Below are 23861 nucleotides of genomic sequence, written 5' to 3' on the forward strand. Positions count from 1 at the left end.
GGTCAGCCATATATTGATATAGGTCAACTCACCACAGTATAGACATGGGCGCCGTATCAGATGGTTAAGAGATAAACACTGAGCATGCTGCGGGCAATAAAAAAGCCGCCCGTGAGAGGGCAGCCTTGCGCAGAGAATGATCGGATCAGGCGCTAACGGTCACGCTGTTGCCGTCAAAAGCCACCGTCTGACCTGCAACAATTTTGCAGCGCTTGCGGGTTTCTACCTCACCGTTCACGGTCACATAGCCGTCGGCGATAAACGATTTTGCCATTGCGCCACTTTCTACCCAGCCTTCCAGCTTCAACAGGTCACAGAGATCGACATGGGAATGATCGCCCAGAGAGAAAGTTGCCATTATGCTGATACTCCATCGTCGTTGCTTTCACAGGCCTGTAGGGTGTTTTGGATCAGAGTAGCAACGGTCATCGGACCGACGCCGCCCGGTACCGGGGTAATCCAGGCCGCACGTTCTGACGCCTGGTCAAAATCGACATCGCCAACCACTTTACCGTTTTCCAGGCGGTTAATCCCGACATCGATGACGATCGCGCCTGGCTTGATCCAGTCGCCGGGAATAAAACCGGGCTTGCCGACAGCGACCACCAACAGATCGGCGTTTTCAATATGCTGACGCAGATCCTTCGTAAAGCGATGAGTGACGGTAGTGGTGCAACCGGCGAGCAACAGCTCCATGCTCATCGGGCGACCAACGATATTGGAGGCACCCACCACCACGGCATTCAGACCGAAGGTATCAATCTGATAACGCTCCAGCAACGTAACGATGCCGCGCGGCGTGCAGGGGCGCAGCGTTGGAGCACGCTGGCACAGGCGGCCTACGTTGTAAGGATGGAAGCCATCAACATCCTTGGCAGGGGAGATATGCTCCAGCACTTTGGTATTGTCGATACCGGCAGGCAGCGGCAGCTGTACCAGAATACCGTCAATTTCCCCGTCGTTGTTCAGTTCTGCAATCAGATCCAGCAACTGCGCTTCGCTGGTAGTGGCGGGTAGATCGTACGAGCGCGAAAGGAACCCAACCTCCTCACAGGCACGACGTTTACTGCCGACATAAATCTGTGAAGCCGGATTATCACCAACCAGAACCACCGCCAGGCCAGGGGCTCGTTTCCCGGCGGCCACTCGCTGCTGAACTAACCCGGCAACCTCATTGCGTACCTGCTGCGCAATCGTTTTACCATCAATAATTTTTGCTACCATCAGAGAGGGGATCCATCTGTGTTAAGTTATATCGCGAATTGTGCCTATTTTGTCAGAAGCTGGCGATGCTGTCAGGCACAGATTGGCAGGATATTGTTCATTACTTCGGCATTGAATGTCTGGCGGCAGTAAAATCGTTGACTCAGCAGACTCTGGCCGTATAATCCGACGCATCTACTATGCGCCCTTAGCTCAGTTGGATAGAGCACCGGCCTTCTAAGCCGTAGGTCACAGGTTCGAATCCTGTAGGGCGTACCAATTAAATCAATGATTTACGCTATTATTAGTCCGGCCTGATTAATTCCGGGTGTCGTATTAGTGTCCTTACCTTCAATATCGCGTCAATTTTGCACGCATGTTCCGTTAAGTAATTCGGTGCAAGATGTGCAAACTACTGTACCGTTTCCAACTTTCCTACCCCCATTTCCTGCAATGCAGAAAGCGATATGCCTGTCTGAGCTAACCAGCTCGCCCAGGTGTGCCTCCAGTCATGAATCCTGAAGTTTTCAATGCCTGCACGTTTTAGCGCTGCGCACCATGCAGTTTTAATGTCAACACGCATCTTTCTGGCGGCAGCCGTTGTCGTCCCATCATTGCGTTCAGATGCCGCGGTGTGCACAAAATGATAGTGCGCTAATATGCCTGTAATTTACGCAGAGGCAACGTTGAGGGAGGCCCCCCCCTAAATCGGCGAATAATGTTAACCTGGTTAGCGTACAAAATGTCTCGTTAGCTCCTCAACCGTTATCGCTGCTGTATAAACGCTTCGTCGCGCCTCAATCCGAATGAGTGCTTTACCAGCTTATAACTCAACCAGTTGTCAACAATATTCAGTTATAAAGCAGTGATCTGCCTTAGCTTATTCTTAACCCACATAAACCGTGGGAAGTGTTAACTTCCCCGACAGGCTTACTGGTAAACCATTTGCGAAATAAACATGAAGCTTGTCACTAAAAATAATCCCCGAATCCCTTTGTGACATATCAATATTAAATGTTGTAGCATAATTAATTTTTGTGTATGACATATCGTCTGATTCGATACACTTCTACAAAATATCATCGCTCTTAAGGGAAAATTTCTCTAATTCACAGGTTGTCAATTCAGGGAGTTTATCTCGAAATAAGGATGACAGATATTTATCGCTCACCCTGTTTATCATTCTCTTACTATTGCGTTAGCATTTGTTGCCGCCCGGATCTGATAACAGATATATCACCTGCCAGTAAGGACTAACCGATGGCCGGAACAGCTTGTCTGACAACATCACTGCGGTTATTTATCATCATGGTTTTGAGTTTATGAATGCTGGCGTAAGTAACCTTGATAAGCAGAAAGGCAAATCGTAATCGAGAAAGCGGCTTGCTGTTGTTGTTACCGGCTTACCTCGCGTATCCAATGCTTGCTGACCTGACAAAACCGCTGCTTAGCCAGTCAGATTAGTGATACCGCCAGGCCGATCGCTTATTTCATCCGGCAGTAACCGAAAATCATTCTCCAGATGAGATATTTCAGGTCGCCTGGTAAAAATACGTTCCTTTTGATTCTTCCACCTTGCCCATTCCTCATTCCATCACCGTTACCATTTTTTGTCGTGTCCCGTCTTGCAATAAGAAACAGACAGGCAGAATTTTGGCAAGGCCAGGGCAAAGATAAGTCTTAGTGAAAAGTTATTATTAATTTTGAAGAAAATGTATTAAACAGAGTGACAAAAGCCTTTGCAGAAATGTTGATAATAAAACAATCATTAAATAATATAAAACTGGTGACTCAGGCTAATGTCATAATAACGAGTAAGTTGCTGGAGTATTGCCGTTTTTTCACTGAGTTTGACTTTGTGGTTGGCGAAATAGGTACCGCTTGAGTCTTTATCCTTAACCAATAGTCAGGAGTTATGATTTAAAAAAACGTGTAAGCAATCATAATGGTATAACCCGGTACCCGGGAGGAGTTGAAATTGAGGCTTTCATACATCAATTGAGAGTGCTCTTTTTATTGCTTCTGAAGGCTGGCGCCTGGAAGCTTTTCCATATCTTTCTGTTTTTGTTTCAGAGCGGCATCGTTGCCACCAGGGGCGAGACTATCCGGCATTCCCCAGTTTTTCCGGGGCGGACAATAATGAAGGTTTTTCCTATCTCAGTGAGTATTAACAACGTGTTGCGTATGGCACTGCATGAGAAAATAATCGTGCCATGACAACATATCGCGTAAGAGTTGGGTTTCATAACCCTTCAGCCCTGACATTCAGGCAACTTGATGAGATTTTTGAGCCTCAACGTTTCTGGCGAACAGATTCTTGCGGGGGAAAGTTCCGTTACTTTATGGAATATCAATATCATTCTGAGGCGAAGGATCTCTGTTCCGTATGCTCCCTGGCTTACTCGCAAGCCTGTAAGGTTAAAAAATGTCCGCTGGTTTTAGTGGAAATCATGCCTGAAGCCGATATGAGGTAGCGGGCCAGGTCGGCAGGATCACGCTGACGAGCGGTCGGTGTAATGGCCTTCGGAGCCTTCCCGGCAATGCTCTGCGCTTTAGACTTAAGCCATATCTGGCGCATTGTGCGCCAGAAATTAATCAGTTAGGTTTACTGGCGCCATTTTGAGCAGCATTGAAAATGGGTGATGTTGCAACGATCGGAAGCCTGAAGTCGTTACTCTCATTGATTAAGCACACGGTGCGCAGATGACGGTTACAGATAAACCAAATTTCGTCACGGTCGTTCGAAAGAATGTAGTAAGCATCAGATGTTTCTGAAGGGTTAAAGCAGCCCAACGCACGATAGGCTGTGTTGCTACTAAATCCACTCTGCAATGGAAGTGGACGCGGGCCGTTTTCCATTTCCTGTACTCTCAGATAGAGACCTTGTTCGAGCCACAGCATAGATCACCTGCAATCGGTGTTAAGGTAGGAGTATTATAACCAATGCTGTTCATTTCGCCTGCCACAGCTATTGACTGTCATTACTACCTCGCCGCTGCTGGAAAACGTAACGGGGCTTGAAATCATGTGGCGGATCCACAGAGGTAATACTTTATCTCCCTCGAACTTCGTTTCTTTGGGTAAAAAAACAGCAATCGTGTTATGGTGCATCTCGTTCACCAATGAGGTCGAATATCATGTCTCTTTTCAATCTTGCGCTGGCTAAAATTGGCAAAACCACAAATGATGCAAGGTGCCCTGTCTGCGATAAAACTTCAAAGCAATCAACCATTAAAATATCTAAAAAACAGACCTTAATTTGCCCGCAGTGTAAATCCCTTTTCGTTATACACAGCTAAAACCTGCTACTGATAAACAGGGGTTAATGCGTGGCGCTAAAAACTTCACCTATCTGGTCAGCCTTTTCAGGGCAAGAAACCGCATAGTGGAGAAATGATATCTCGCGCCAGCGGCACGATGCCATGATAACTCTATGATAGTTGATGTAAAACTGGAGGCTACCCTGAGTTCGTTTTTTGCTGTAGTTTAGTCAGCTTAGGAATAAACCGATCACCATAGAGGCCGAATATGTATAAAAAAATCATGCTGTGCCTGGTTTGGGGGTTGTTAAGTGCATGTACGGCTTCGGTCGGGCAGAATTTTGATGATACAAAACTGGCGCAAATAAAATATGACGTTACGTCCAGGCAGGATCTGATAGCTTTATTTGGTCAACCATCTTCAGAAACGCCCTTTCCGCAGGGGCAAACTATTTTAATGTGGACCTGGAGCCAGGCAAAAGCAATGAGCACTACGCAGGGAAGGACGCTGACCATAAGATTACTTAACGGCAAGGTCAAGAGCTACGCGGCCAGCCAAAGCTGAGCAATATATTGGACGTGAAAGAGCAGTCTTGGAGCGGCCAGCGGGAATCGAACCCGCGTCATCAGCTTGGGAAGCTGAGGTAATACCATTATACGATGGCCGCCTGGCGTGGCGCAGTATAACACACTTATAAAACAATTGTTTAATTATGGCAGAGCTAAATCGCTTATGCCGTTCGCACTTCCCCAGCTGGCCAGCAGCGTGTTCCGATCAGCCAAATCATTTTTTCTTATCAAGAAGAGATGTGGGTCCTGAATTGAGCCGCCCTGAAGCCCGTTACCAGCATAGTTAACGTTTCTTATTGACGACATGAGAGTATGCGGTTTTCGACCCGGCGGATTTTCACGTCATGCTGAATTGGCGCAAGGTGAATAAAACTGACACATAGGCGAAATCGTGTTAGTCTGAATTTCCATACTATAAAAAATTAAGCAGGTTTATTATCCAAAATATCAAATATCAGTGCCCGTCTTGTCAAGGATGTCAGTACCGCTTCTCAGTCTTTAACATCACTGCCAAAAATCCTCACGGTGCCAACTGCATTTTCTGTAAAGCTCAAATGATGGTCAGTTATAAGGCATTTGCCAGCTGATAATCATTGCCGTCGGCTTGTTGCCGATGGTAGATATCCTCCTCAGTTTCGCCTCTCAGTTCCCCGGCATTGCCGCGCCAGATGCGATAAACCAGAACAAAAACGCCATCGCAGCTAAAAAGATAAGTCCGGGGGCAATTGCTCTTTTATTCACGCCATTTCACCTTGTGTTGGTCATTAAAGGGGAAGGCGAAGTCTATCATATCCAGTATATGGCTTTACAGCAGTCCCGGTGTTTTGCGGGCAAAATGCGGTTTTAAGCCGGTCTCTCAAACCTTACGCCTGCTGATATCGAGGTGATGCAGCCATCAGCGCTTGCACCTTATTACTCGGTTTCCGGCATTAGCAGGTCGTTTAATGGCCCGCTGGTCAGCGCACTCCAATACAGCGGCTATAATGGTAGCTGATGTTAAACAACCGGAGAACAACAATGACCATTCATAAGAAAGGACAGGCACACTGGGAAGGCAACATTAAGCAGGGTAAAGGCACGGTTTCCACCGAAAGTGGTGCGCTAAGCCAGCAGCCGTACGGATTCAATACTCGTTTTGAAGGTAAACCGGGAACCAACCCGGAAGAGTTGATCGGCGCTGCGCACGCAGCCTGTTTTTCGATGGCGCTTTCGCTAATGCTGGGTGAAGCCGGGCATACGCCTGAAAGTATTGATACCACCGCCGATGTTTCGCTGGACAAAGTGGATGGTGGTTTTTCCATTACCAAAGTGGCGCTGCAGAGCAAGATTGCATTACCGGGGATTGAAAAATCCACCTTTGACGGGATCATCCAGCAGGCGAAAGCAGGATGCCCAATCTCTAAACTGCTTAATACTGAAATTAGCCTTGACTACCAGCTGGAAAATTAACTCCGGTTGAAGATGATGATGTTCTGGTTAAGTCAGGAAACTGTTAAGGATGTGAAAAAAACGCACTAATCCTTCTGCTTTAGGAGTTGGAGAGATTGGGTAGTGTTGTGCTTTCCCTGATATTCAGGCAGCGGCAGTTTTCAGGCCGTATGCTAAATGAGGATATCAAAATGAAAAAAACAACACTGTCAGCAATAATTGTCATTTTCACAGCAGGCGCTTTTTTTACACACCTTTCGCATGCACAAGGTCCGGGCGATGGCCCGGATCGCTCCTGGCACCAGCGGCAGGGTGAGCACGATAATCGTGGCGACGACCGTCGTGCCGACCCTGGCCACATCGATCGTGGTTACGGCAGTCGTGAAGGCCCGGAACAACGTAATCATTTCACCTGGCTCGGCGATGATTTTCGCCGTGGTCAGCCGGCTCCCCGGCGCTACCGTGGCGGCGACTACCGCGTTGACGACTGGCGCGACCGTGGACTGGACGAGCCACCGCGCGGTGCGCACTGGGCTTATATAGACGGCAATTATGTGCTGATTGCGGCTGCAACGGGGCTGATTACGGCGATCATCGTCGGTAATTTGTCAGGGTCAGGCTACCACTGATCCTCTTCAGCCGATGCTCTGCGCCATCGGCTTATCCCATTTTTCTACAGGTTATTCCGCTGAAGAATTGGTCTTACTCGCGCCATTATTATTATTTTCAGCCTGTTATGTTGCATGCTGTTACATCTCATTTCTTCGGCATATGCCGCATATTATCGTCAGCGTCAGGCTTGTTGCCCCGGCATTTGCTCAATTATGATGACCACATCGGACTGAATGAACAGCTTGCTAACATAAACCTGACTAAGGACAGAACATGGAAAACCGCATGGATAGACTGACAGGGCATGTTGGCCTGTTACAAGCCGATGTGGCGATGTTGAAAACAGACACAGGGATGCCTAAAACGGATGTTGGCGCGCTCAAAGTCGGTGTCGACCGGTTGAAAAACGATGTAAGTAAGCTGAAGGAGGATGTCGGTACCCTGAAGATCGATGTGGGGGTAAACAAGTCTAATTACGTCACCAAAGAAGATGTCTTCCGGCTTGACAGTAAAATGGAGAGCCTGCGTAGCGAGCTTCACCAGTCCCTGGCCGCCCACTCCAAGTGGTTTGCCACATATCAGCTCGGGTTGCTTGCCCTCGGGCTGGGGTTGGCAAAACTCCTTTTCTGAAGCCTGCTGGGGGTACCCGCTCACTTCCCGCCCGAACCAAACTATCCTGTATTTAACCTTATAGACGTCTGGACATGTAGCCATCACCTTATGTAGCATGTACATAAGAATATTCTCTAAGGAAAAGGCCAATGACGCAGCAGATAAAGATCCTGGACGGTGGAATGGGGCGTGAACTGGCCAGAGCAGGGGCCCCTTTTCGCCAGCCAGAATGGTCTGCGTTGGCGCTGTATGAGGCTCCGCAAAGGGTACGTGAGGTTCACGATAGCTTTATCTCTGCCGGAGCGGGCACCATCACTACCAACAGCTATGCAGTTGTCCCTTTCCACATTGGTCAAGCGCGTTTCCACGCTGACGGTGAGTATCTGGCCGCGCTGGCCGGTCAGTTGGCGCGCCAGGCTGCCAATGCCGCCACGCATCCGGTGCAGGTGGCAGGCAGCCTGCCTCCGGCGTTGGGTTCATATCGGCCCGATCTGTTTGATGCGCAACAGGCACTGAAGATCTATCGCCTACTGGTAGCGGCACAAGCCCCTTACGTAGACATCTGGCTGGGTGAAACCATCAGTTCACTGGCAGAAGCGGTCGCTATTCACCAGGCGGTAGCGGATCAGCCTCATCCTTTATGGCTGTCGTTCAGCCTGGAGGATGACCCTGATAAAACGCGACGCGACAGTACGTTGCGTTCGGGTGAAAGCGTTTCTGCAGCCGTTGAGCTGGCGGTGGAGTCAGGCGCAACCCATATTCTGTTCAACTGCAGCAATCCGGAAGTCATGCTATCGGCAGTGCAGCAGGCGGCCGCAACTTTGCGTCGGCTTGGCTCTGAGGCAGGAATTGGCGTTTACGCCAATGCGTTCGAGCACGGCAGCAACGGAGGCGGAGCAAATGAAGGTCTGAGCGACTTACGGCAGGATACTCATCCGGAAGGCTATTTGCGCTGGGCGCGCGAGTGGGTAGCGGCAGGTGCTACTCTGGTCGGCGGATGTTGTGGTATTGGACCTGAACACATCCGGTGCCTGGCCAGCGCGTTTAAATAAACACCAGTGCCCCAACCGCATTGCGGAAAAAAATAAAAACAGGAAAACAACATCATGAATCGTCGCAACTTTATTAAAACCACCGGTGCACTTTCTGTTGCTGCTGCCTGCTGCGGCTGGCCTTTATCCCCACTTTGGGCGGCTGAAACTACGCCGGAAACCGCCAAAAAAGGCGGCCACCTGATTGTAGGCATCGACAATGCGTCCAGTACCGATCGTCTGGACCCGGCATTCTGGTTTGAATCCTACATGTACTTCGTCGGTTCGCAGTTGTTTAACTGCCTGGTAGAAATTGATGAGCAGGGCAAGATCGTCCCTTCGTTGGCGGAAAGCTGGGAAGCCCGGGACGGCAGTAAAACCTGGCTGCTCAATATCCGTCAGGGCGTACAATTCCATGATGGCCGCACGTTGACTGCCAAAGATGTAGTTTATTCGCTTAATCATCATCGTGACGAGAAATCCAGCTCCTCGGTCAAGGGCTATCTGGAGCCGGTGATATCGCTGGAAGCCGCTACGCCAAACCAGGTTGTCATCAAGCTGAAAGAGCCAAATGTTGAGTTTATTGCGCTGTTAAGCGATGTGCATTTTGCTATCACCGCCGAACACGAAAGCTTCGATAAAGGCATTGGTACCGGTGCCTTTATTCTCGAAAACTTCAAGCCCGGAGTGCGGACCCTGGTGAAGCGTAACCCTAATCACTGGAACCCGGCTCGCGGTCATGTTGATTCTGTTGAAACGCTGGCGATGAATGACTCCACGGCTCGTGTTGCCGCGCTGGCCAGTGGTTCTGCACATCTGATAAACCGCGTTAACCCACGTATTGTCGATCGGCTAAAACGGATGCCAGCCATCCAGCTGTTGCGTTCGCGTGACAGTCAGATTTTCACCTTCCCTGGTCTTGCTAATGCAGCACCATTTAACACCCTCGACGGGCGTCTCGCGCTGAAATATGCCATCGATCGTCAGCAGATCATAAACACCGTTCTTAGTGGTTATGGCAGCGTAGCCAATGACAACCCGATTTTTCCGTCCAGCCCCTATTTCGCTAAGGACATTCCGCAGCGTCCTTATGACCCGGAAAAAGCCAAATTCCACTGGCAGAAAAGCGGTTTTGGCGGGCCACTGGTGCTGTCGGTTGCCGAGGCTGGCTTCCCGGGCGCGGTGGATGCCGGTCAGCTGTACCAAAACTCTGCCGCAAAAGCTGGTATTCCGCTGAAGGTTGAACGCGTGCCGGATGATGCTTTCTGGGATAACGTCTGGATGAAGAAGCCCTTTGTTTCCTCCAACTGGGCACTGCGCCCGACGGCGGATGCACTGCTGTCGCTGGTATTCACCAGCAACGCCCCGTGGAACGAGTCGCAGTGGAAAGAGCCGGCATTCGATCAGCTGGTCAAAGCTGCGCGCGCTGAACAGGATGAACAGAAACGCCGCCAGATATACCATGATATTCAGGTGATGCTGGTGGAGAAGGGCAGCGAAATCATCCCGCTCTACGCCGATGCACTGGATGCGGCCAGCAGTAAAATCCGTGGCTTCGTTGCCATTCCGGGCTTTACGATGAGCGGTAACCGTGCAGCGGAAAAAGTGTGGTTTGCGTAATTTTCCATGAGCCTATTTCGTGATAGTCGGGGGAAAGGACACTTTCCCCTGTTAAAATTGATTAGTTTGCGGCTGCTGGCTGGGGTGGCCATGCTGCTGGTGGTTTCAATGCTCATTTTTATCGGTATTCAGCTGCTGCCAGGCAACGCAGCAACCGCGATTCTGGGGCAATCGGCAACACCGCAAGCGGTGGCGGCGCTTAATCAGCAGCTGGGGCTGGATCAGCCGGCGCTTAGCCGCTATCTCTCCTGGCTGGGTGGCGTAGTGCACGGCGATTTTGGCCAGAGTTTCACCAGCCGTGAAGCCATTGCTCCGGTCTTGCTGGACCGGCTGGCGAACACGCTGTCTCTGGCCAGTTTTACCGCAATGGTCGCCGTGCCGCTTGCGCTGGTGACAGGATTCATTTCCGCGCGCTACCAGGGCCGGTGGATTGACCGACTGCTTAACCTGTTTACACGGGCTGCCGTTTCGTTGCCGGAATTTTTCTCCGGTTATCTGCTGATTCTGGTTTTCTCCATCACGCTTTTCTGGTTGCCCAGTAACAGCAGCATCGCTGATGATATGCCGCTTGTCGATCGTCTGCAGGCCATTGCCCTGCCTTGTGTCACGCTGATCTTCGCTATTCTCGGGCATATGAGCAATATGACGCGCGCTGCACTGGTCACTGCGCAGAATGCTGCCTGGGTTGATACCGCGTTAATGAAGGGCCTGTCGCCATCGGCGATCCTGTTCCGACATGTGTTGCCAAACGCGTGGGGGCCGATAATCAATGTTATTGTGCTGAACCTTGCCTGGCTTATGGTGGGCGTGGTGATTGTCGAAAATGTCTTTGTCTATCCAGGCCTGGGCCAGTATATGGTGGACAGCATTAGCAAACGTGATATCCCGGTGATTCAGGATTGCGCGCTGCTGTTGGCAGGAATCTATATTCTGCTGAACCTTCTGGCGGATGTGGTTGCCCTGTTGGCTAACCCGCGTCTGCGTCACGGCCGCTAACCGACGGCACTGTTTTATATCCTGGTGACCTTTTACAGGCAGCCAGGATGCTACCAGGAATTGTTGTAGATGTTGAGACTGAAAGTTGCTGTACTCCCCGGAGCCATCGGGCTGAGTCTGTTCATTTTGGTGGCGCTGCTGGCCCCGTGGCTGTCGCCTTATGCGCCGGACCAGATAGTCGGCAGTGCATGGAGCAGTATGACGCCACAAAACTGGCTGGGGACGGATAATCTTGGCCGCGACCTGCTTTCTCGCCTGATCTGGGGGACTCGCATCTCACTGAGCGTCAGCGCGCTGGCAACGCTGTTAGCGTTTGTCATCGGTATCTTCCTGGGTTTTCTGGCCGGTTACGCCCGTGGCTGGGTTGACCAGCTGATATCCAGGGTTAACGATGTGCTGATGGCGATCCCAACGCTGATCCTGGCTCTGGTGGTGTTGGCGATGCTGCCGAAAACCATGCCGATGATTATTGCCGTACTGGGCATTCTTGAGTCCACCCGCGTGTTGCGCGTGGCGCGTTCTCTGGCTCTGGATATTGCCGCACAGGAGTTTATTGAAGTGGCCCGCCTGCGTGGTGAACGGCTGAGCTGGGTTTTGTGGCGTGAGATCTTGCCGAATGCTTACACCACGCTGGTCGCAGAATTCGCATTACGCTTTATCTTTATCCTGCTGTTCCTGTCGGCGCTATCGTTCCTCGGGCTGGGCATTCAGCCGCCTGCTGCCGACTGGGGAGGACTGGCGCGTGATAACAAAGACGGCATTCTGTTTGGCGTATGGGCCGCTCTGATCCCCGGCGCGGCGATTGCCCTGCTGGCGCTGGTGTTAAACAGCGTGGCCGACTGGCTGTTAAGCCAGCATACTCGTAGCTGGCGGGAGTAAATATGAGCGAGCAACCATTGTTAAGCGTTGAAAAACTGCGGGTTACTGCGGGTAGCGCAGTACTGGTCGATGACATCTCTTTAACTCTGCGTAAGGGCGAGGTATTGGGGCTGATTGGCGAGTCCGGGGCGGGCAAATCTACCATAGGTCAGGCCATACTCGGTCACTGTCGACACGGCATGACGCTAAGCGGGGGGCAGATCTACCTTTCCGGGCGTGAACTGACCGCGCTGTCAGAGCGTCAATGGCGTAAGGTACGCGGCGCGAAAATTGCCTATGTGGCGCAGTCCGCCAATGCGGCCTTTAATCCGGCGAAAAAAATTGGCGAGCAGGTGATTGAAAGCGCCATTCGTCATCAGGTATGGGATCGCCGTACGGCTATTCGTCGCGCCATTGAAATTTTTTCCCAGCTACAGCTGCCGCAGCCTGAGGCTTTCTTCCACCGTTATCCGCATCAGGTTTCTGGTGGACAGCTACAGCGCGCCATGATAGCTATGGCAATTTGCGCCGGGCCTGAACTGATTATTTTCGACGAACCCACTACCGCGCTGGACGTGACTACCCAGCTGGAAGTATTGAGGGCTATTCAGCAGGTCATCAAACTGACCGGTGTCGCCGCACTCTATATCAGCCATGATTTGGCGGTCGTCGCCCAGCTTAGCCAGCGCATCATGGTGTTACGCCGTGGGCGCCAGGTGGAAGCGGGCGCCACTGAGGCGCTGCTGGCGCAGCCGCAGCAGGATTACACCCGCCAACTGCTGCACAGCCATGGTGAACCCCATAAGCCGCGTAGCGCGACATCGCCGTTACTTATTGCCCGGCAGGTCAGCGTTGAATATGACGGCGATAAGGTTCTGCATGCGGTGTCACTGACCATTGGCCGTGGGCGTACGCTGGCGTTGATCGGTGAGTCCGGTGCAGGAAAATCAACGCTCGGGCGCGCGGTATGTGGTCTTGTCACGCCATCGCACGGGGAGATTCATTTTAACCAACGGCCGCTGCCCGCCACGCTCCGTCAGCGCACGCGCCAGCAGCTGCAAAGTGTGCAGATGATCCACCAGCACCCCGATACCGCGCTTAATCCGCGGCTCACCATCCGGCTGCAAATTGAACGGGCGATGGTGTGTCTGACCGGGCTATCTGCGCCACAACGTCATACGCAAGTTGATCAGCTACTGGTGAAGGTGGGGCTTTCTCCGTTGCTGGCCGACCGTTATCCTCATGCGCTCTCCGGTGGGCAAAAACAGCGCGTCTGCATTGCCCGTGCGCTGGCGGTGCAGCCGCAGCTAATTGTCTGTGATGAACCTACTTCGGCGCTCGATCCGCTGGTCGGGCGCGAGGTGCTGGCCTTGCTGAAAAAATTGCAGCAGGAAACCGGCGTTTCGCTACTGTTTATCACCCATGATTTGCATGTCGTCAGGGCAGTGGCGGATGAAGTGATGGTGTTACGTCACGGCAACGTTGTGCGCCAGGGAGGGTTGGATCAGGTATTCAGTGCTCCGCTTGACGACTATACCGCCCGACTGCTGGCAGCAGTACCGCAAATGCGCCCCGGCTGGTTGCAGGAAGTGAGCGCAGACGCCTGAATGAAAAGTCCCTGAGAAAAGTTGCTGGCAGATAAAGTTTTGCCATTAATAACCGATGACCCGCGTCGCGCTGCTCAATGGAGATATGCGCTGGCTTTGTGCTTTTATCGATTAACGGCATGGGTTTGTGTCCGGCTAATTTTGCTCTCCAGTCGGCTGACATTCAGGGGCTGCATCCTGACGATGTTTTATCTTACTGGTTCTGTCAGTATGCCCACTGACGGCGTGCTCACTGTATGCACGCTAAGAGTTCCGGTTGCATTTCGGGCATGTTCAGGTTAACGGCATCGCTGGCATTAACGATCTCTGTCAAATATTCAGCTGTGCCAACGGGCTGCGTATGCGTAACGGGTAAATAACCTGACCAGGATAGTAGTGCTTATTCACGCAGTGATAAAGCGGGATCTCTGCGCATTGGTGTGGGAGTGTGATCCTGTTCTTATAGTAAGGATGTCGGGTAACCACTGATATCGTGTTACCCGACCGTTCCCTGCAACGCACTTTGCCGTTCTGTTATTGCAGGCCGAAATTTTTCTTACCGCAGTAAATTTAATGCCACCACTTTGCAGCAGACACGTTTATTTATGTACGGTCTGACTAAACGTTCCGCTAAAAGAAATCTCCGTGCTGTTGTTATCCTGCCAGGAGAAGTTCAGTTTATTGTCACCGCTTTCAGCCCAGGTCAGAAATTGCTTATCCCCATCCGTGGAGATGCTGCCCTCTGTCAGCCATTCAATATTTTCAACGCGCTGTGAATATCTGCCTTTCAGCGAGATCTCCGTTTTCTCCCCTATGGCGACATCATCCAGAGTGATTTTTTGATCGGTTGCGGAATAGCGAGAGATGTTATCACCGAGTTGACTGATATCAGAGATGCGGTTGTCCATCAAAGCCAACTGCTTAATAGCCGGGAATTGAGAAATAAAATCTATATTGCTGAGTTTACCCCCGGCAACGGCTAACAGGATCAGTTTGCTCTTAAATCCTATATCTCTGATCTGTTCATCGGTGATGCCGGTATTATTGCAAAACAGCTGCACAAGTTGCTCCGGGGATGAAACCGGTGAGAAGTCAGTGATGCCAGGGCAGCCCTGCAAAACCAATCGCACCAGTTTCGGTGCCGCACTGATGCCTTCAATATTGGTCAACTCGGTATTTTCAATTAAACTCACTGATTGTAGCGCAGGAAGGTTAGCTGCCTGGCTGAAAGAGGCAAGCCTGTTGTAGTTCAGGCTAATCTGCATCAGCGAGGGTAAGTTAGTCAATTCAATTTCAGTGATATTACTCTCATCCAGCTGGAGTAAATAAATGTATTGATGGCCTGAAATGACGGCTTTTTCGATCTTATTATTACTGGCGTAAACATGTGAAACATTTTCCATTTTATCCAGCCAGTCGAGGGAAATTAACTGGTTGTTATCAATCCAGAGTCTTTTCAGCCCTGACAGGTTTGCCACGTTTTTCAGGGAGACGATGCGGTTATTCGTCGCCCAAATACCAATCAGCCTGCTACTGTTTAACGCATCAATATTCGTCAGATTATTATTTTGGATCTGCAGCTGAACGAGTTTATTCATCCCGGACATAAATGAAATTGAGTTAAGCTGGCACGAGTTAAGCCAGAGAACGGTGAGTTCCGAATACTTCTCAAGCTGGTCGAACTCTTCGTCTGAGTACTCATTACCCGATAAATCAAGCTCGGTGATATGTTCCAGCTTAAGAATCTCCTCCATTTTGAGATTGGAGTTATAGGCAAAACCAACGCTATAGAGATGGTTAAGATTTTTCAAAGGTTCCAGAGAGGTAATATCATTTCCAGTGAAGGTAACTAATTGCAGGTTCTCTGCATACTCTAAACCTGATAAATCAGAGATGTCTTTATCCAAAGCTCTGAGATGCGTCAGGTTCAATATATTGAGAGTCGAAACACCTTCACTTTCCGCCAGATTTAAGGTGGTTTTAATGGCGGATTCGAGATTTTTATCTTCAAAATAGATCATGCTTTCCGCTGCAAAAGTATGAAGTACGCCTTTGGTATGAACTGACATAAATATTCCTTATTTATAGTGATTGACGTTTTTCTTTATGATGAGGTGGATAAATACCTCCCGGCAAATATATAAGATTAAAATCAGCTGAAACAAGTGAAATTCACCTGTAAAGGCGTTAGAATTTATTGACAGGAAATTAAATTATGTTCTTTCCTGCTCCGTTTATTAAATATCTTTGTCAGCAACATAACGGCTGGTATTAATTAATACTCCCGGCACCTTAGCCGTTTTGACCACGATGTGACTGCCTGATGCAGGCGCACTGCAGTTATGGACAGGTGAGGGTGATAGCCTGGTCTTTTGGCGCATTAATCAGGGCGAAACGGTGGTCAGAAATACGTTGTGTCAGCCAGCCATCCTCTGTCACCGCCATGGGGATATAGAGCTGACGGTCATTGGAGTGCAAGGGGCCGCTGTCAAGTTTCAGCGACGGCAGGTTGACTGAAAATGAGCTGAAACGGTCTATAATCCTGCCCTGCAACGTTCCCAGCGATTGACCACTCAGTGTTTCAACCTTGCCCACGCACATTTGGCCCTGCTCGTTAGAGGAGCAGGCACTGAGCAACAGCGCGGACAGCAATAAGCCCATTACGTAAGGCCGTGGCGAGCAATCTGGCTTTGACCAAAGTCCTGAACGGTACATACGGCATCCTGTTGGTTTTATGTCGGGGTAATTATAGCCCACTGTCACACCTTGATCAGGCCATTATTACTGCTGTGTTCCGCGCAGGTTGATGGCTTCAGTTATCACATCCGTCTGGCGATAATCATTTACTGAATCAATTCAGCTTAGGTGTTATCACCAGTTCGCAAGTCTGTTGATGAGTGCTACAATCACCGGCATATTGCGATCTCGATCACACTAATTGAGGGAGAAAACCCCTGTATCACAGGCTTCCGGGTGTTTTCGCCGTGAATTGAGAAGCACAATTTTGGCGGTTGTCGATGCAAAATGCTGCATCAGTTTTGTACTTTTTTGCGATTTATCCTGGCATGCTCAGGTCGATCACAGGGGACGAGTGGAGCTTACCAGGCTGCACCAGATAAGCCCTCCGGGGTACTAATCAGACTTATCGAATCATTCCAGTGAATAATAAATTCTTAGCGCTGTTTCTGACGTCTTTATTGCTGATACCCGCTGCTTTCAGCTATGCGCAAGCTGATGCTGGCGGCGTTCAGGGACAGGAACCGTCCCTGATGGTGATCAAACAGCGTGGCGGGCTGTCCGAACTGGATACGCCCGCTGCGGTCAGCGTGGTCGATGGTGACGATCTGCGCCGCGCCAGCGCACAGGTTAACCTCTCTGAAAACTTAGCCAGCGTACCAGGGCTGCAAATCCAAAATCGCCAGAACTATGCGCAGGATCTGCAGCTGTCGGTGCGCGGTTTCGGCAGCCGTTCAATGTACGGCGTGCGCGGCGTGCGGCTGTATGTTGACGGCATTCCCGCCACTATGCCGGATGGTCAGGGACAGACGTCAAATATCGATATCAACTCGCTGGGCAAAGCAGAAGTGCTGCGCGGGCCTTACTCCGCACTGTATGGCAATGCCTCCGGTGGCGTGGTCAATATTGATACCCTCTCCGGCAGCCAGCCTGCTACGCTGGAAGCAGGGACTTACTTTGGCAGCTTCGGCTCGTGGCGTAACAGTCTTAAGGTCAGCGGCGCGACCGGGGATGGCAGCGAGAAAGGGGACGTCAATTACACCCTCTCCGCATCGCGCTTTACCACCCACGGCTACCGCGATCACAGCGGCACGCAGAAGGATCTCGGTAACGGCAAGCTCGGCGTACGGGTGGATGACGTCAGTACCCTGACGCTGATGTTCAACAGCGTATCGGTTGACGCCAGCGATCCCGGTGGGTTGAGCGCAGAAGAGTACCTTGCCAATCCGCGACAGTCGCCACGCGGCGATACGTTCAATACCCGTAAAAGCCTCGATCAAACGCAGCTTGGTCTGCGCTACCAGCGCGCGTTCAGCGATAGCGATCGGTTGACGCTGACCACCTGGCACGGCGAGCGCCACACCACCCAGTATCAGTCGATTCCGCAACCGCCGCAGCTGAAACCTGCTCATTCGGGCGGGGTGATCGTGCTGGAGCGGAAATATCAGGGCATTGATACACGCTGGCAGCACGAGGGTCAGCTGGCTGCGGTGCCGGTAACGCTGACCGGCGGAATTGACTATGAAACCATGACCGAGCACCGCCAGGGCTTCCAGAACTACAGTCTGGTAAGTGGCGTTGCGACTTTCGGTGAGAAGGGCGCGCAGCGGCGTAATGAAAAAAACACCCTGTGGAACCTGGACCCTTATCTGCAAACCAGCTGGCGGTTGACGCCGAAGTTAACGCTGGATGCCGGGCTGCGCTACAGCACCGTCAGTTTTGATTCAACCGACGACTACATCACTGCGAAAAACGGCGACGACAGCGGCAGCGCGCGTTACCATCGGCTGTTGCCGATGGGGGCGCTGAATTATGCGGTCAGTGACGCATGGAATGTTTATCTCTCCGCCGGTCGCGGCTTCGAAACCCCGACGATTAACGAGCTGTCCTATCGTTCGGTTAACGGCAGCATTACCGGGCTAAATCTGGGATTAAAACCGGCCAGCAGCGATAACATAGAGTTGGGTAGCAAAACCCGCATCGGTTATGGCCTGCTAACCGCAGCGCTGTTCCAGACCGATAGCGATAATGAGCTGGTGGCAGATGACAATGAAAATGGCCGCAGCGTTTACAAAAACGCCGGGGAAACGCGCCGCCGTGGGCTGGAGCTGGGCTTCGACCAGCAGTTTGCTTCGGACTGGCGGGTGAAGCTTGCCTGGACGTTGCTGGATGCCCGCTACCGCAATGAAACCTGTAATGTAAAGCGCATCTGCACCCCGGCGGGCCACCGTCTGCCGGGTATTGCGCGCAATATGGCATACGCCTCGCTGCAGTATGCCCCGGAAAGCGGCTGGCACGCCGGGGCGGACATTCGCTATATGAGCAACATTCAGGCCAATGACGCTAACGATGCCCAGGCCCCGTCTTATACCGTTGCCAGCCTGAATGGCGGCTATCGCTTCAACTGGAACAAATGGTCTCTGGATCTGTTTAGCCGCGTCGATAACCTGTTCGACCGTCGGTACATCGGGTCGGTGATCGTCAACGAAGGCAACAGCCGCTACCTCGAACCGGCACCGGGGCGTAACTGGGGCGGTGGTGCCACCATCAGCTATCAGTTTTGAATTTTCGCCGGGCCAGGCCCGGCAACGGATCCGGCAAGTGGCTGCCAGGGACACTTGCTTTAGTACCGTCGCAACAAGACGGGATGGATAAGTAAGCATAAACGCGGATTTTAGCAAGACGCTTTAGGCTTCAACGATGACTTTTAAATTGGGTAAGGTTCAAACTATGCATAGTAAAGCATCAAGAATACTGATCCTGCTAACGGTTATATTCGCCGCACTGAGTGGCTTATATCTGTTAGCTGGCGGTATCTGGTTGGCTAAACTGGGCGGTTCTCTCTACTACATCATCGCTGGTGTGGTTATGATGATCACCGCATTTCTGCTGCATCGCCGCCGGGGGGCTGCGCTGTTGTTGTACGCCCTGTTCCTGCTGGGTACCACCGTCTGGTCGCTGTGGGAAGTGGGTTCTGACTTCTGGGCGCTGACTCCGCGTCTGGACGTCACCTTCTTCCTGGGATTATGGCTGGCGTTGCCGTTTATCTGGCGTGAGTTAAATGCCAAAGGGGCTTTGCCACGCGTCGCGCTATCTGCCGTGCTGGTCTTGGTTGTGGCGGTGCTGGCTTACTCGGTGTTTAACGACCCGCAGGAAATAAACGGTACGCTTAGTTCACAACAGGCGGCATCGTTGTCTGCGGCGGACGGCGTGGCGCCGGGCGACTGGCCGGCCTATGGCCGAACCCAGGGCGGTACGCGCTACTCCCCGCTGAAGCAGATTAACGATAAAAACGTGGGCGAACTGCAGGAGGCCTGGACCTTTAGTACCGGTGACCTGAAATCCCCAAGCGATCCGGGGGAGATCACCAATGAGGCCACGCCGATCAAAATCGGCAATGCGCTCTACCTGTGCACCGCGCATCAACAGCTGTTTGCGCTGGATGCGGCCAGCGGTAAGAAGAAATGGATGTTCGATCCCAGGCTGAAGCCGAACCCGACCTTCCAGCATGTGACCTGTCGCGGCGTCTCTTATTACCAGACGCCGCAGGCGGCGGCCACTCCAGCCGGAACGCAGCCTGCTCTTTGCTCGCGGCGTATTCTGCTGCCGGTAAATGACGGCAGTATGTACGCGCTGGACGCTGAAAGCGGCGCCCTGTGTAAGGAATTTGGCGATAACGGTCGGTTGGATCTGCAAAGCAATATGCCTTACGCAAAAGTAGGTTCTTATGAGCCAACGTCACCACCGATTGTCACCGCCACCAGTATTGTGATGGCGGGCGCGGTCACCGATAACTACTCCACTAAACAGCCGTCCGGCGTGGTGCGTGGTTTCGATGTCAACACCGGCAAACTGCTGTGGGCATTTGATAGCGGCGCAAAGGATCCCAATTTGCTGCCGCAGGATGAGCAGAAATACACGCCGAATTCACCGAACTCATGGGCGCCGGCAGCTTACGATGCCAAACTGGATCTGGTTTATCTGCCGATGGGCGTGTCGACGCCTGATATCTGGGGCGGCCACCGCACCCCGGAAATGGAGCGCTTTGCTACCGGCGTGCTGGCGCTGAATGCGACCAGCGGTAAGTTGGCCTGGTTCTATCAAACCGTGCATCACGATCTGTGGGACATGGACGTTCCGGCGCAGCCTACGCTGGCGGATATTGATGGCAAAGATGGCCACAAGGTTCCGGTGATTTATATTCCGACCAAAACCGGCGATATCTTTGTGCTGAATCGTACCAACGGTCAGCCAGTGGTTCCGGCTCCGGAAATGCAGGTGCCGGGTGGGGCAGCGAAGGGCGATCGTGTTTCGCCAACGCAGCCCTATTCCGAATTAAGCTACCGTCCGAAAGCACAGCTGGCGGGCAAAGATATGTGGGGCGCAACGCTCTACGATCAGCTTGTTTGCCGGGTGATGTTCCACCAGCTGCGTTACGAAGGTCCGTTCACTCCGCCATCCGAGCAGGGCACTCTGGTGTTCCCGGGTAACCTTGGTATGTTCGAGTGGGGCGGCATCGCGGTGGATGGCGATCGTCAGGTTGCCATTGTCAACCCTATGGCGCTGCCGTTCGTTTCCCGTCTGATCCCGCGCGGGCCGGGCAACCCTGGCGAGCCGGATGAGAATGACAAAGGCGGCACCGGTAGCGAAAAAGGCATTCAGCCCCAGTACGGTTTGCCGTACGGCGTAATGCTGAATCCGTTCCTGTCTCCGATCGGATTACCGTGCAAGCAGCCTTCATGGGGCTATATCTCTGCGGTAGACCTGAAGACTAACGATATCGTGTGGAAGAAACGCATCGGCACCGTGCGCGACAGCTCGCCGCTGCCGCTGCCGTTTAAAATGGGTATGCCAATGCTGGGTGGGCCAGTTGCCACGGCAGGCAACCTGTTCTTTATTGCGGCAACGGCCGATAACTATCTGCGCGCGTTTAACGTCTCTAACGGCAAACAGCTGTGGGAAGCGCGTTTGCCCGCGGGTGGTCAGGCAACGCCAATGACGTATGAAGTTAACGGCAAGCAGTACGTACTGATTTATGCTGGCGGACACGGTTCGTTCGGCACAAAGCTGGGCGACTATGTGAAGGCTTACGCACTGCCGGACAGCCAGTAAACGCTGACGGCCAATCAGGGCGACCCGTTTGGGTCGCCTTTTTTTATGCCAGCGCTTGCAGCGCGTTAATCTGTTCGCGCCAGCGGGCAAAGGCAGCGGCTTCATCCTTCAGGCAAAACGTTAAGCCGCTTGATACCGTGGCATAAGGAGCGCGATGGGCCAGCACCTGCTTCACTTCAGCGCTGAATACCGCCAGTTTCAATGCCGTTAATGTCTCCGACCGTAAAGCCGCCTGTGCCTGAATTTCCAGCACGGCACCATCCAGCACCAGTGCCAGCGTGATTTTATCGTTGCGCTTCAGGTTGGCGGTAGTGGTGGATCCCGGCCAGATGGCAAATAGCAATTCGCTGGGCGAGCGGGCAATAATCTCCCCCAGACTGAGTTGAGCCGCGTAGGGCCAGCCATTTTCGCCCACGCTCGACAGGCGGATCGCCTGATGCAAATGGCTGGCAGGCAGCGACCCGTCGAGCAGTGCCATGAGTTCAGCAGTCAGAGTGCTGGCGTCGGTCATATATCGTTTCTCCTTGATACAGAAATGACCAATGTAACTTGCGCAAGTATTATTTTGCCCCGCGCTTTACTCGGTTTAATCTTAATTTTCGCCGTCTTGCGCTGCCGCATCAGGGGCAGACGCGTCCGGCAAGAATGCCAGATTATGACTTAACAGCGCCAGTCATTTGGCCCCTTGTTATTTATCGTCCGATCAACAGTTGCAATCTAAGTGGTTATTTTCTCTATTATTTACCTGACATTAACATAAATTTTATTTATATTTCTATTACCTCCGCAGACAGTTGCTAAATCCGATCTCCCGTTGTTAAACCGTTATTAACCCCGCTCGTTGCAACAGATCGTTTGACGGAGAATCTCCTTCCCGGGCCTGAGCAATTTATATTTAGACTATATATAGAATTGATGCTAACCAATTTGCGTTAATTCACAGGGGATTATTCTGAATAGCCACGGTTTGTGCAACGCCATGCGCAGAGGGTGTTCCTCCTGTGCCGTCGCGATGTTGCCGTTTGCCGTACGCATCAACGTTAATACGGGTGATCCGTTCTCCTTCAGCACTATAAACTGTTAATAAGGTTAATGAATGTCGGAATTTTTGCCTTTCTCGCGCCCGTCGATGGGTGCAGAAGAGCTGGCCGCAGTTGAAGAGGTACTGCGCAGCGGCTGGATAACCACCGGGCCAAAAAATCAGCAACTTGAGCAGGCATTTTGTCAACTCACCGGCAATCGTCACGCGATTGCCGTTAGCTCGGCAACCGCAGGCATGCATGTGGTGCTAATGGCCCTGGGAATTGGCCCAGGTGATGAGGTGATTACGCCATCGCTGACCTGGGTATCAACCCTGAATATGATTGTGCTGCTGGGGGCAACCCCGGTGATGATCGACGTTGACCGCGACACCTTAATGGTCACTCCGCAGCTGGTTGAAGCGGCGATCACCGCGCGCACCCGGGCGATTATACCGGTGCATTACGCCGGCGCTCCGGCAGATATTGAGGCGATCCATGCGTTAGGTAAGCGCCACGGTATCACGGTGATCGACGATGCGGCTCATGCGGCGGGAACTTACTACCGTGGGCGTCATGTGGGTGACAGCGGCACCGCTATTTTCTCCTTCCATGCGATTAAAAACATCAGCTGCGCCGAAGGCGGAATGGTAGTGACCGATGATGATGCGCTGGCGGATCGCGTGCGTAGCCTGAAGTTTCATGGCCTGGGCGTGGATGCGTTTGACCGCCAGACGCATGGGCGTGCGCCCCAGGCAGAAGTGCTGACCCCTGGCTTCAAATACAACCTGGCAGATATCAATGCGGCGATGGCGATGGCGCAGCTGGATAAGCTGGCGGCACATAATGCCCGTCGTGAGCAGATAGCGCAGCGCTATCTGGACGAACTGACGGACACGCCGTTTCTCCCTCTGGCGCGCCCCGTCTGGCCGCATCGGCATGCCTGGCATCTGTTTATTCTGCGCGTTGACCGCGAGTCTTGCGGGCTGAGCCGCGATGAGTTGATGCAGCAACTGAAAGAGCAGGGGATCGGCAGCGGCTTACATTTCCGTGCGGTGCACACCCAGAAATATTATCGCGAACGTTTTCCGCAGCTCTCGCTGCCGGAGACGGAATGGAACTCGGATCGAATCTGCTCAATTCCGCTGTTTCCTGGCATGAACGATGGCGACTGCGATCGCGTTATCGCTGCCTTACGCAAGCTGGCGGATGGCTGAT

General features: G+C 52.2%; 22 protein-coding genes, 2 tRNA genes and 1 pseudogene. 17 read left to right on the forward strand and 8 right to left on the reverse strand.

Translation table 11 applies throughout. From position 1 onward, the window contains the following. Nucleotides 1-145 precede the first annotated feature (145 nt). Nucleotides 146-358, reverse strand: a complete 213-nt coding sequence (ybcJ, locus tag JGC47_RS05265) for a ribosome-associated protein YbcJ (protein ID WP_004156474.1) — start codon at nucleotides 356-358, stop codon at nucleotides 146-148. Further along, nucleotides 358-1224: a bifunctional methylenetetrahydrofolate dehydrogenase/methenyltetrahydrofolate cyclohydrolase FolD gene (gene folD / locus JGC47_RS05270; protein ID WP_004156475.1), complete on the reverse strand. Its 867-nt coding sequence runs from the start codon at nucleotides 1222-1224 to the stop codon at nucleotides 358-360. Before folD ends, ybcJ begins: the two co-directional genes overlap by 1 nt. A gap of 181 nt (nucleotides 1225-1405) precedes the next feature. Between folD and JGC47_RS05275 the strand changes: the two genes are divergently transcribed. Further along, nucleotides 1406-1482 (forward strand) — tRNA-Arg (locus JGC47_RS05275). A gap of 25 nt (nucleotides 1483-1507) precedes the next feature. On the opposite strand, the pseudogene JGC47_RS17860 reads toward JGC47_RS05275, so the two are convergent. After that, nucleotides 1508-1846: pseudogene (locus tag JGC47_RS17860) on the reverse strand (tyrosine-type recombinase/integrase); the annotation flags it as partial. A 1570-nt stretch (nucleotides 1847-3416) separates the two neighbouring features. Between JGC47_RS17860 and JGC47_RS17545 the strand changes: the two are divergent. Then, nucleotides 3417-3677, forward strand: coding sequence for a hypothetical protein (locus tag JGC47_RS17545; protein WP_004156494.1), 261 nt, complete (start codon nucleotides 3417-3419; stop codon nucleotides 3675-3677). Nucleotides 3678-3798: 121 nt separating this feature from the next. Here JGC47_RS17545 and JGC47_RS05285 read toward each other — a convergent pair whose 3' ends face one another. Beyond that, nucleotides 3799-4104, reverse strand: coding sequence for a hypothetical protein (locus JGC47_RS05285; RefSeq protein WP_004156497.1), 306 nt, complete (start codon nucleotides 4102-4104; stop codon nucleotides 3799-3801). 236 nt (nucleotides 4105-4340) lie between these two features. On the opposite strand from JGC47_RS05285, the gene JGC47_RS17550 reads away from it, so the two are divergent. Continuing rightward, a complete protein-coding gene (locus tag JGC47_RS17550) occupies nucleotides 4341-4502 on the forward strand; it encodes a YnfU family zinc-binding protein (protein WP_024015191.1) in 162 nt (53 codons plus the stop codon). A 229-nt stretch (nucleotides 4503-4731) separates the two neighbouring features. Then, the gene (locus JGC47_RS05290; protein ID WP_004156501.1) at nucleotides 4732-5028 is read left to right on the forward strand and encodes a hypothetical protein; all 297 of its coding nucleotides are present in this window, start codon (nucleotides 4732-4734) and stop codon (nucleotides 5026-5028) included. A gap of 29 nt (nucleotides 5029-5057) precedes the next feature. Here the strand turns inward: JGC47_RS05290 and JGC47_RS05295 are convergent. After that, nucleotides 5058-5131 (reverse strand) — tRNA-Gly (locus tag JGC47_RS05295). 405 nt (nucleotides 5132-5536) lie between these two features. Between JGC47_RS05295 and ymcF the strand changes: the two genes are divergently transcribed. The 10 genes from ymcF (at nucleotide 5537) to JGC47_RS05340 (ending at nucleotide 13797) form a co-directional block, all read left to right on the forward strand. Next, on the forward strand, nucleotides 5537-5620 hold the full coding sequence (gene ymcF / locus JGC47_RS18085) for a cold shock small protein YmcF (protein WP_479684354.1): 84 nt from the start codon (nucleotides 5537-5539) through the stop codon (nucleotides 5618-5620). A 26-nt stretch (nucleotides 5621-5646) separates the two neighbouring features. After that, nucleotides 5647-5880: a hypothetical protein gene (locus JGC47_RS05300; protein WP_013035926.1), complete on the forward strand. Its 234-nt coding sequence runs from the start codon at nucleotides 5647-5649 to the stop codon at nucleotides 5878-5880. Nucleotides 5881-6050: 170 nt separating this feature from the next. Beyond that, the gene (locus tag JGC47_RS05305; protein WP_004156507.1) at nucleotides 6051-6482 is read left to right on the forward strand and encodes an OsmC family protein; all 432 of its coding nucleotides are present in this window, start codon (nucleotides 6051-6053) and stop codon (nucleotides 6480-6482) included. Between the two features lie 170 nt (nucleotides 6483-6652). Beyond that, nucleotides 6653-7090: an RcnB family protein gene (locus JGC47_RS05310; protein ID WP_004156510.1), complete on the forward strand. Its 438-nt coding sequence runs from the start codon at nucleotides 6653-6655 to the stop codon at nucleotides 7088-7090. 256 nt (nucleotides 7091-7346) lie between these two features. Further along, nucleotides 7347-7703, forward strand: a complete 357-nt coding sequence (locus JGC47_RS05315) for a hypothetical protein (RefSeq protein WP_004156512.1) — start codon at nucleotides 7347-7349, stop codon at nucleotides 7701-7703. Nucleotides 7704-7834: 131 nt separating this feature from the next. After that, entirely contained in the window at nucleotides 7835-8737 is a 903-nt protein-coding gene (locus JGC47_RS05320) for a homocysteine S-methyltransferase family protein (RefSeq protein WP_004156536.1), read from the forward strand. A gap of 54 nt (nucleotides 8738-8791) precedes the next feature. Next, nucleotides 8792-10336 (forward strand): ABC transporter substrate-binding protein, encoded by a 1545-nt coding sequence (locus tag JGC47_RS05325; protein WP_004156537.1) that lies wholly within the window; start codon nucleotides 8792-8794, stop codon nucleotides 10334-10336. A gap of 6 nt (nucleotides 10337-10342) precedes the next feature. Then, on the forward strand, nucleotides 10343-11332 hold the full coding sequence (locus JGC47_RS05330) for an ABC transporter permease (RefSeq protein ID WP_004156538.1): 990 nt from the start codon (nucleotides 10343-10345) through the stop codon (nucleotides 11330-11332). A 69-nt stretch (nucleotides 11333-11401) separates the two neighbouring features. Then, a complete protein-coding gene (locus JGC47_RS05335; RefSeq protein WP_004156539.1) occupies nucleotides 11402-12211 on the forward strand; it encodes an ABC transporter permease in 810 nt (269 codons plus the stop codon). Between the two features lie 2 nt (nucleotides 12212-12213). Next, the gene (locus JGC47_RS05340; RefSeq protein ID WP_004156540.1) at nucleotides 12214-13797 is read left to right on the forward strand and encodes an ABC transporter ATP-binding protein; all 1584 of its coding nucleotides are present in this window, start codon (nucleotides 12214-12216) and stop codon (nucleotides 13795-13797) included. Nucleotides 13798-14375: 578 nt separating this feature from the next. Here the strand turns inward: JGC47_RS05340 and JGC47_RS05345 are convergent. Further along, a complete protein-coding gene (locus tag JGC47_RS05345) occupies nucleotides 14376-15845 on the reverse strand; it encodes a leucine-rich repeat domain-containing protein (RefSeq protein WP_004156566.1) in 1470 nt (489 codons plus the stop codon). A gap of 271 nt (nucleotides 15846-16116) precedes the next feature. Further along, nucleotides 16117-16491, reverse strand: a complete 375-nt coding sequence (locus tag JGC47_RS05350) for a hypothetical protein (protein ID WP_004156568.1) — start codon at nucleotides 16489-16491, stop codon at nucleotides 16117-16119. 443 nt (nucleotides 16492-16934) lie between these two features. Here JGC47_RS05350 and pqqU point away from each other — a divergent pair, with 443 nt between their 5' ends. Together pqqU and JGC47_RS05360 are read left to right on the forward strand one after the other, a co-directional pair. After that, a complete protein-coding gene (gene pqqU / locus JGC47_RS05355) occupies nucleotides 16935-19076 on the forward strand; it encodes a TonB-dependent receptor PqqU (protein WP_004161914.1) in 2142 nt (713 codons plus the stop codon). 166 nt (nucleotides 19077-19242) lie between these two features. Continuing rightward, nucleotides 19243-21624 carry a glucose/quinate/shikimate family membrane-bound PQQ-dependent dehydrogenase gene (locus tag JGC47_RS05360; protein WP_004156572.1) on the forward strand — a complete coding sequence of 794 codons (2382 nt, stop codon included), beginning with the start codon at nucleotides 19243-19245 and terminating at the stop codon, nucleotides 21622-21624. A 43-nt stretch (nucleotides 21625-21667) separates the two neighbouring features. On the opposite strand, the gene JGC47_RS05365 is transcribed toward JGC47_RS05360, so the two are convergent. Then, a complete protein-coding gene (locus JGC47_RS05365; RefSeq protein ID WP_004156578.1) occupies nucleotides 21668-22135 on the reverse strand; it encodes a PNPOx family protein in 468 nt (155 codons plus the stop codon). A 585-nt stretch (nucleotides 22136-22720) separates the two neighbouring features. Between JGC47_RS05365 and arnB the strand changes: the two genes are divergently transcribed. Then, nucleotides 22721-23860, forward strand: a complete 1140-nt coding sequence (arnB, locus tag JGC47_RS05370) for a UDP-4-amino-4-deoxy-L-arabinose aminotransferase (RefSeq protein WP_004156580.1) — start codon at nucleotides 22721-22723, stop codon at nucleotides 23858-23860. Nucleotide 23861: the final 1 nt, after the last annotated feature.

It is taken from the genome of Erwinia amylovora (assembly GCF_017161565.1).
GTDB lineage: Bacteria > Pseudomonadota > Gammaproteobacteria > Enterobacterales > Enterobacteriaceae > Erwinia > Erwinia amylovora.

Bases quoted from the DNA above. Each gene is read 5' to 3' on its own strand.
- JGC47_RS05315 (WP_004156512.1), top strand. From the start codon at position 7,347: ATGGAAAACCGCATGGATAGACTGACAGGGCATGTTGGCCTGTTACAA.
- JGC47_RS05305 (WP_004156507.1), top strand. From the start codon at position 6,051: ATGACCATTCATAAGAAAGGACAGGCACACTGGGAAGGCAACATTAAG.
- JGC47_RS05350 (WP_004156568.1), bottom strand. From the start codon at position 16,491: ATGTACCGTTCAGGACTTTGGTCAAAGCCAGATTGCTCGCCACGGCCT.
- JGC47_RS05365 (WP_004156578.1), bottom strand. From the start codon at position 22,135: ATGACCGACGCCAGCACTCTGACTGCTGAACTCATGGCACTGCTCGAC.
- ybcJ (WP_004156474.1), bottom strand. From the start codon at position 358: ATGGCAACTTTCTCTCTGGGCGATCATTCCCATGTCGATCTCTGTGAC.
- JGC47_RS05290 (WP_004156501.1), top strand. From the start codon at position 4,732: ATGTATAAAAAAATCATGCTGTGCCTGGTTTGGGGGTTGTTAAGTGCA.
- JGC47_RS05340 (WP_004156540.1), top strand. From the start codon at position 12,214: ATGAGCGAGCAACCATTGTTAAGCGTTGAAAAACTGCGGGTTACTGCG.
- JGC47_RS05320 (WP_004156536.1), top strand. From the start codon at position 7,835: ATGACGCAGCAGATAAAGATCCTGGACGGTGGAATGGGGCGTGAACTG.
- JGC47_RS05325 (WP_004156537.1), top strand. From the start codon at position 8,792: ATGAATCGTCGCAACTTTATTAAAACCACCGGTGCACTTTCTGTTGCT.
- JGC47_RS05300 (WP_013035926.1), top strand. From the start codon at position 5,647: ATGGTAGATATCCTCCTCAGTTTCGCCTCTCAGTTCCCCGGCATTGCC.
- folD (WP_004156475.1), bottom strand. From the start codon at position 1,224: ATGGTAGCAAAAATTATTGATGGTAAAACGATTGCGCAGCAGGTACGC.
- JGC47_RS05310 (WP_004156510.1), top strand. From the start codon at position 6,653: ATGAAAAAAACAACACTGTCAGCAATAATTGTCATTTTCACAGCAGGC.
- JGC47_RS05330 (WP_004156538.1), top strand. From the start codon at position 10,343: ATGAGCCTATTTCGTGATAGTCGGGGGAAAGGACACTTTCCCCTGTTA.
- JGC47_RS05285 (WP_004156497.1), bottom strand. From the start codon at position 4,104: ATGCTGTGGCTCGAACAAGGTCTCTATCTGAGAGTACAGGAAATGGAA.
- JGC47_RS05335 (WP_004156539.1), top strand. From the start codon at position 11,402: ATGTTGAGACTGAAAGTTGCTGTACTCCCCGGAGCCATCGGGCTGAGT.
- JGC47_RS17550 (WP_024015191.1), top strand. From the start codon at position 4,341: ATGTCTCTTTTCAATCTTGCGCTGGCTAAAATTGGCAAAACCACAAAT.
- JGC47_RS05345 (WP_004156566.1), bottom strand. From the start codon at position 15,845: ATGTCAGTTCATACCAAAGGCGTACTTCATACTTTTGCAGCGGAAAGC.
- JGC47_RS17545 (WP_004156494.1), top strand. From the start codon at position 3,417: ATGACAACATATCGCGTAAGAGTTGGGTTTCATAACCCTTCAGCCCTG.
- arnB (WP_004156580.1), top strand. From the start codon at position 22,721: ATGTCGGAATTTTTGCCTTTCTCGCGCCCGTCGATGGGTGCAGAAGAG.
- JGC47_RS05360 (WP_004156572.1), top strand. From the start codon at position 19,243: ATGCATAGTAAAGCATCAAGAATACTGATCCTGCTAACGGTTATATTC.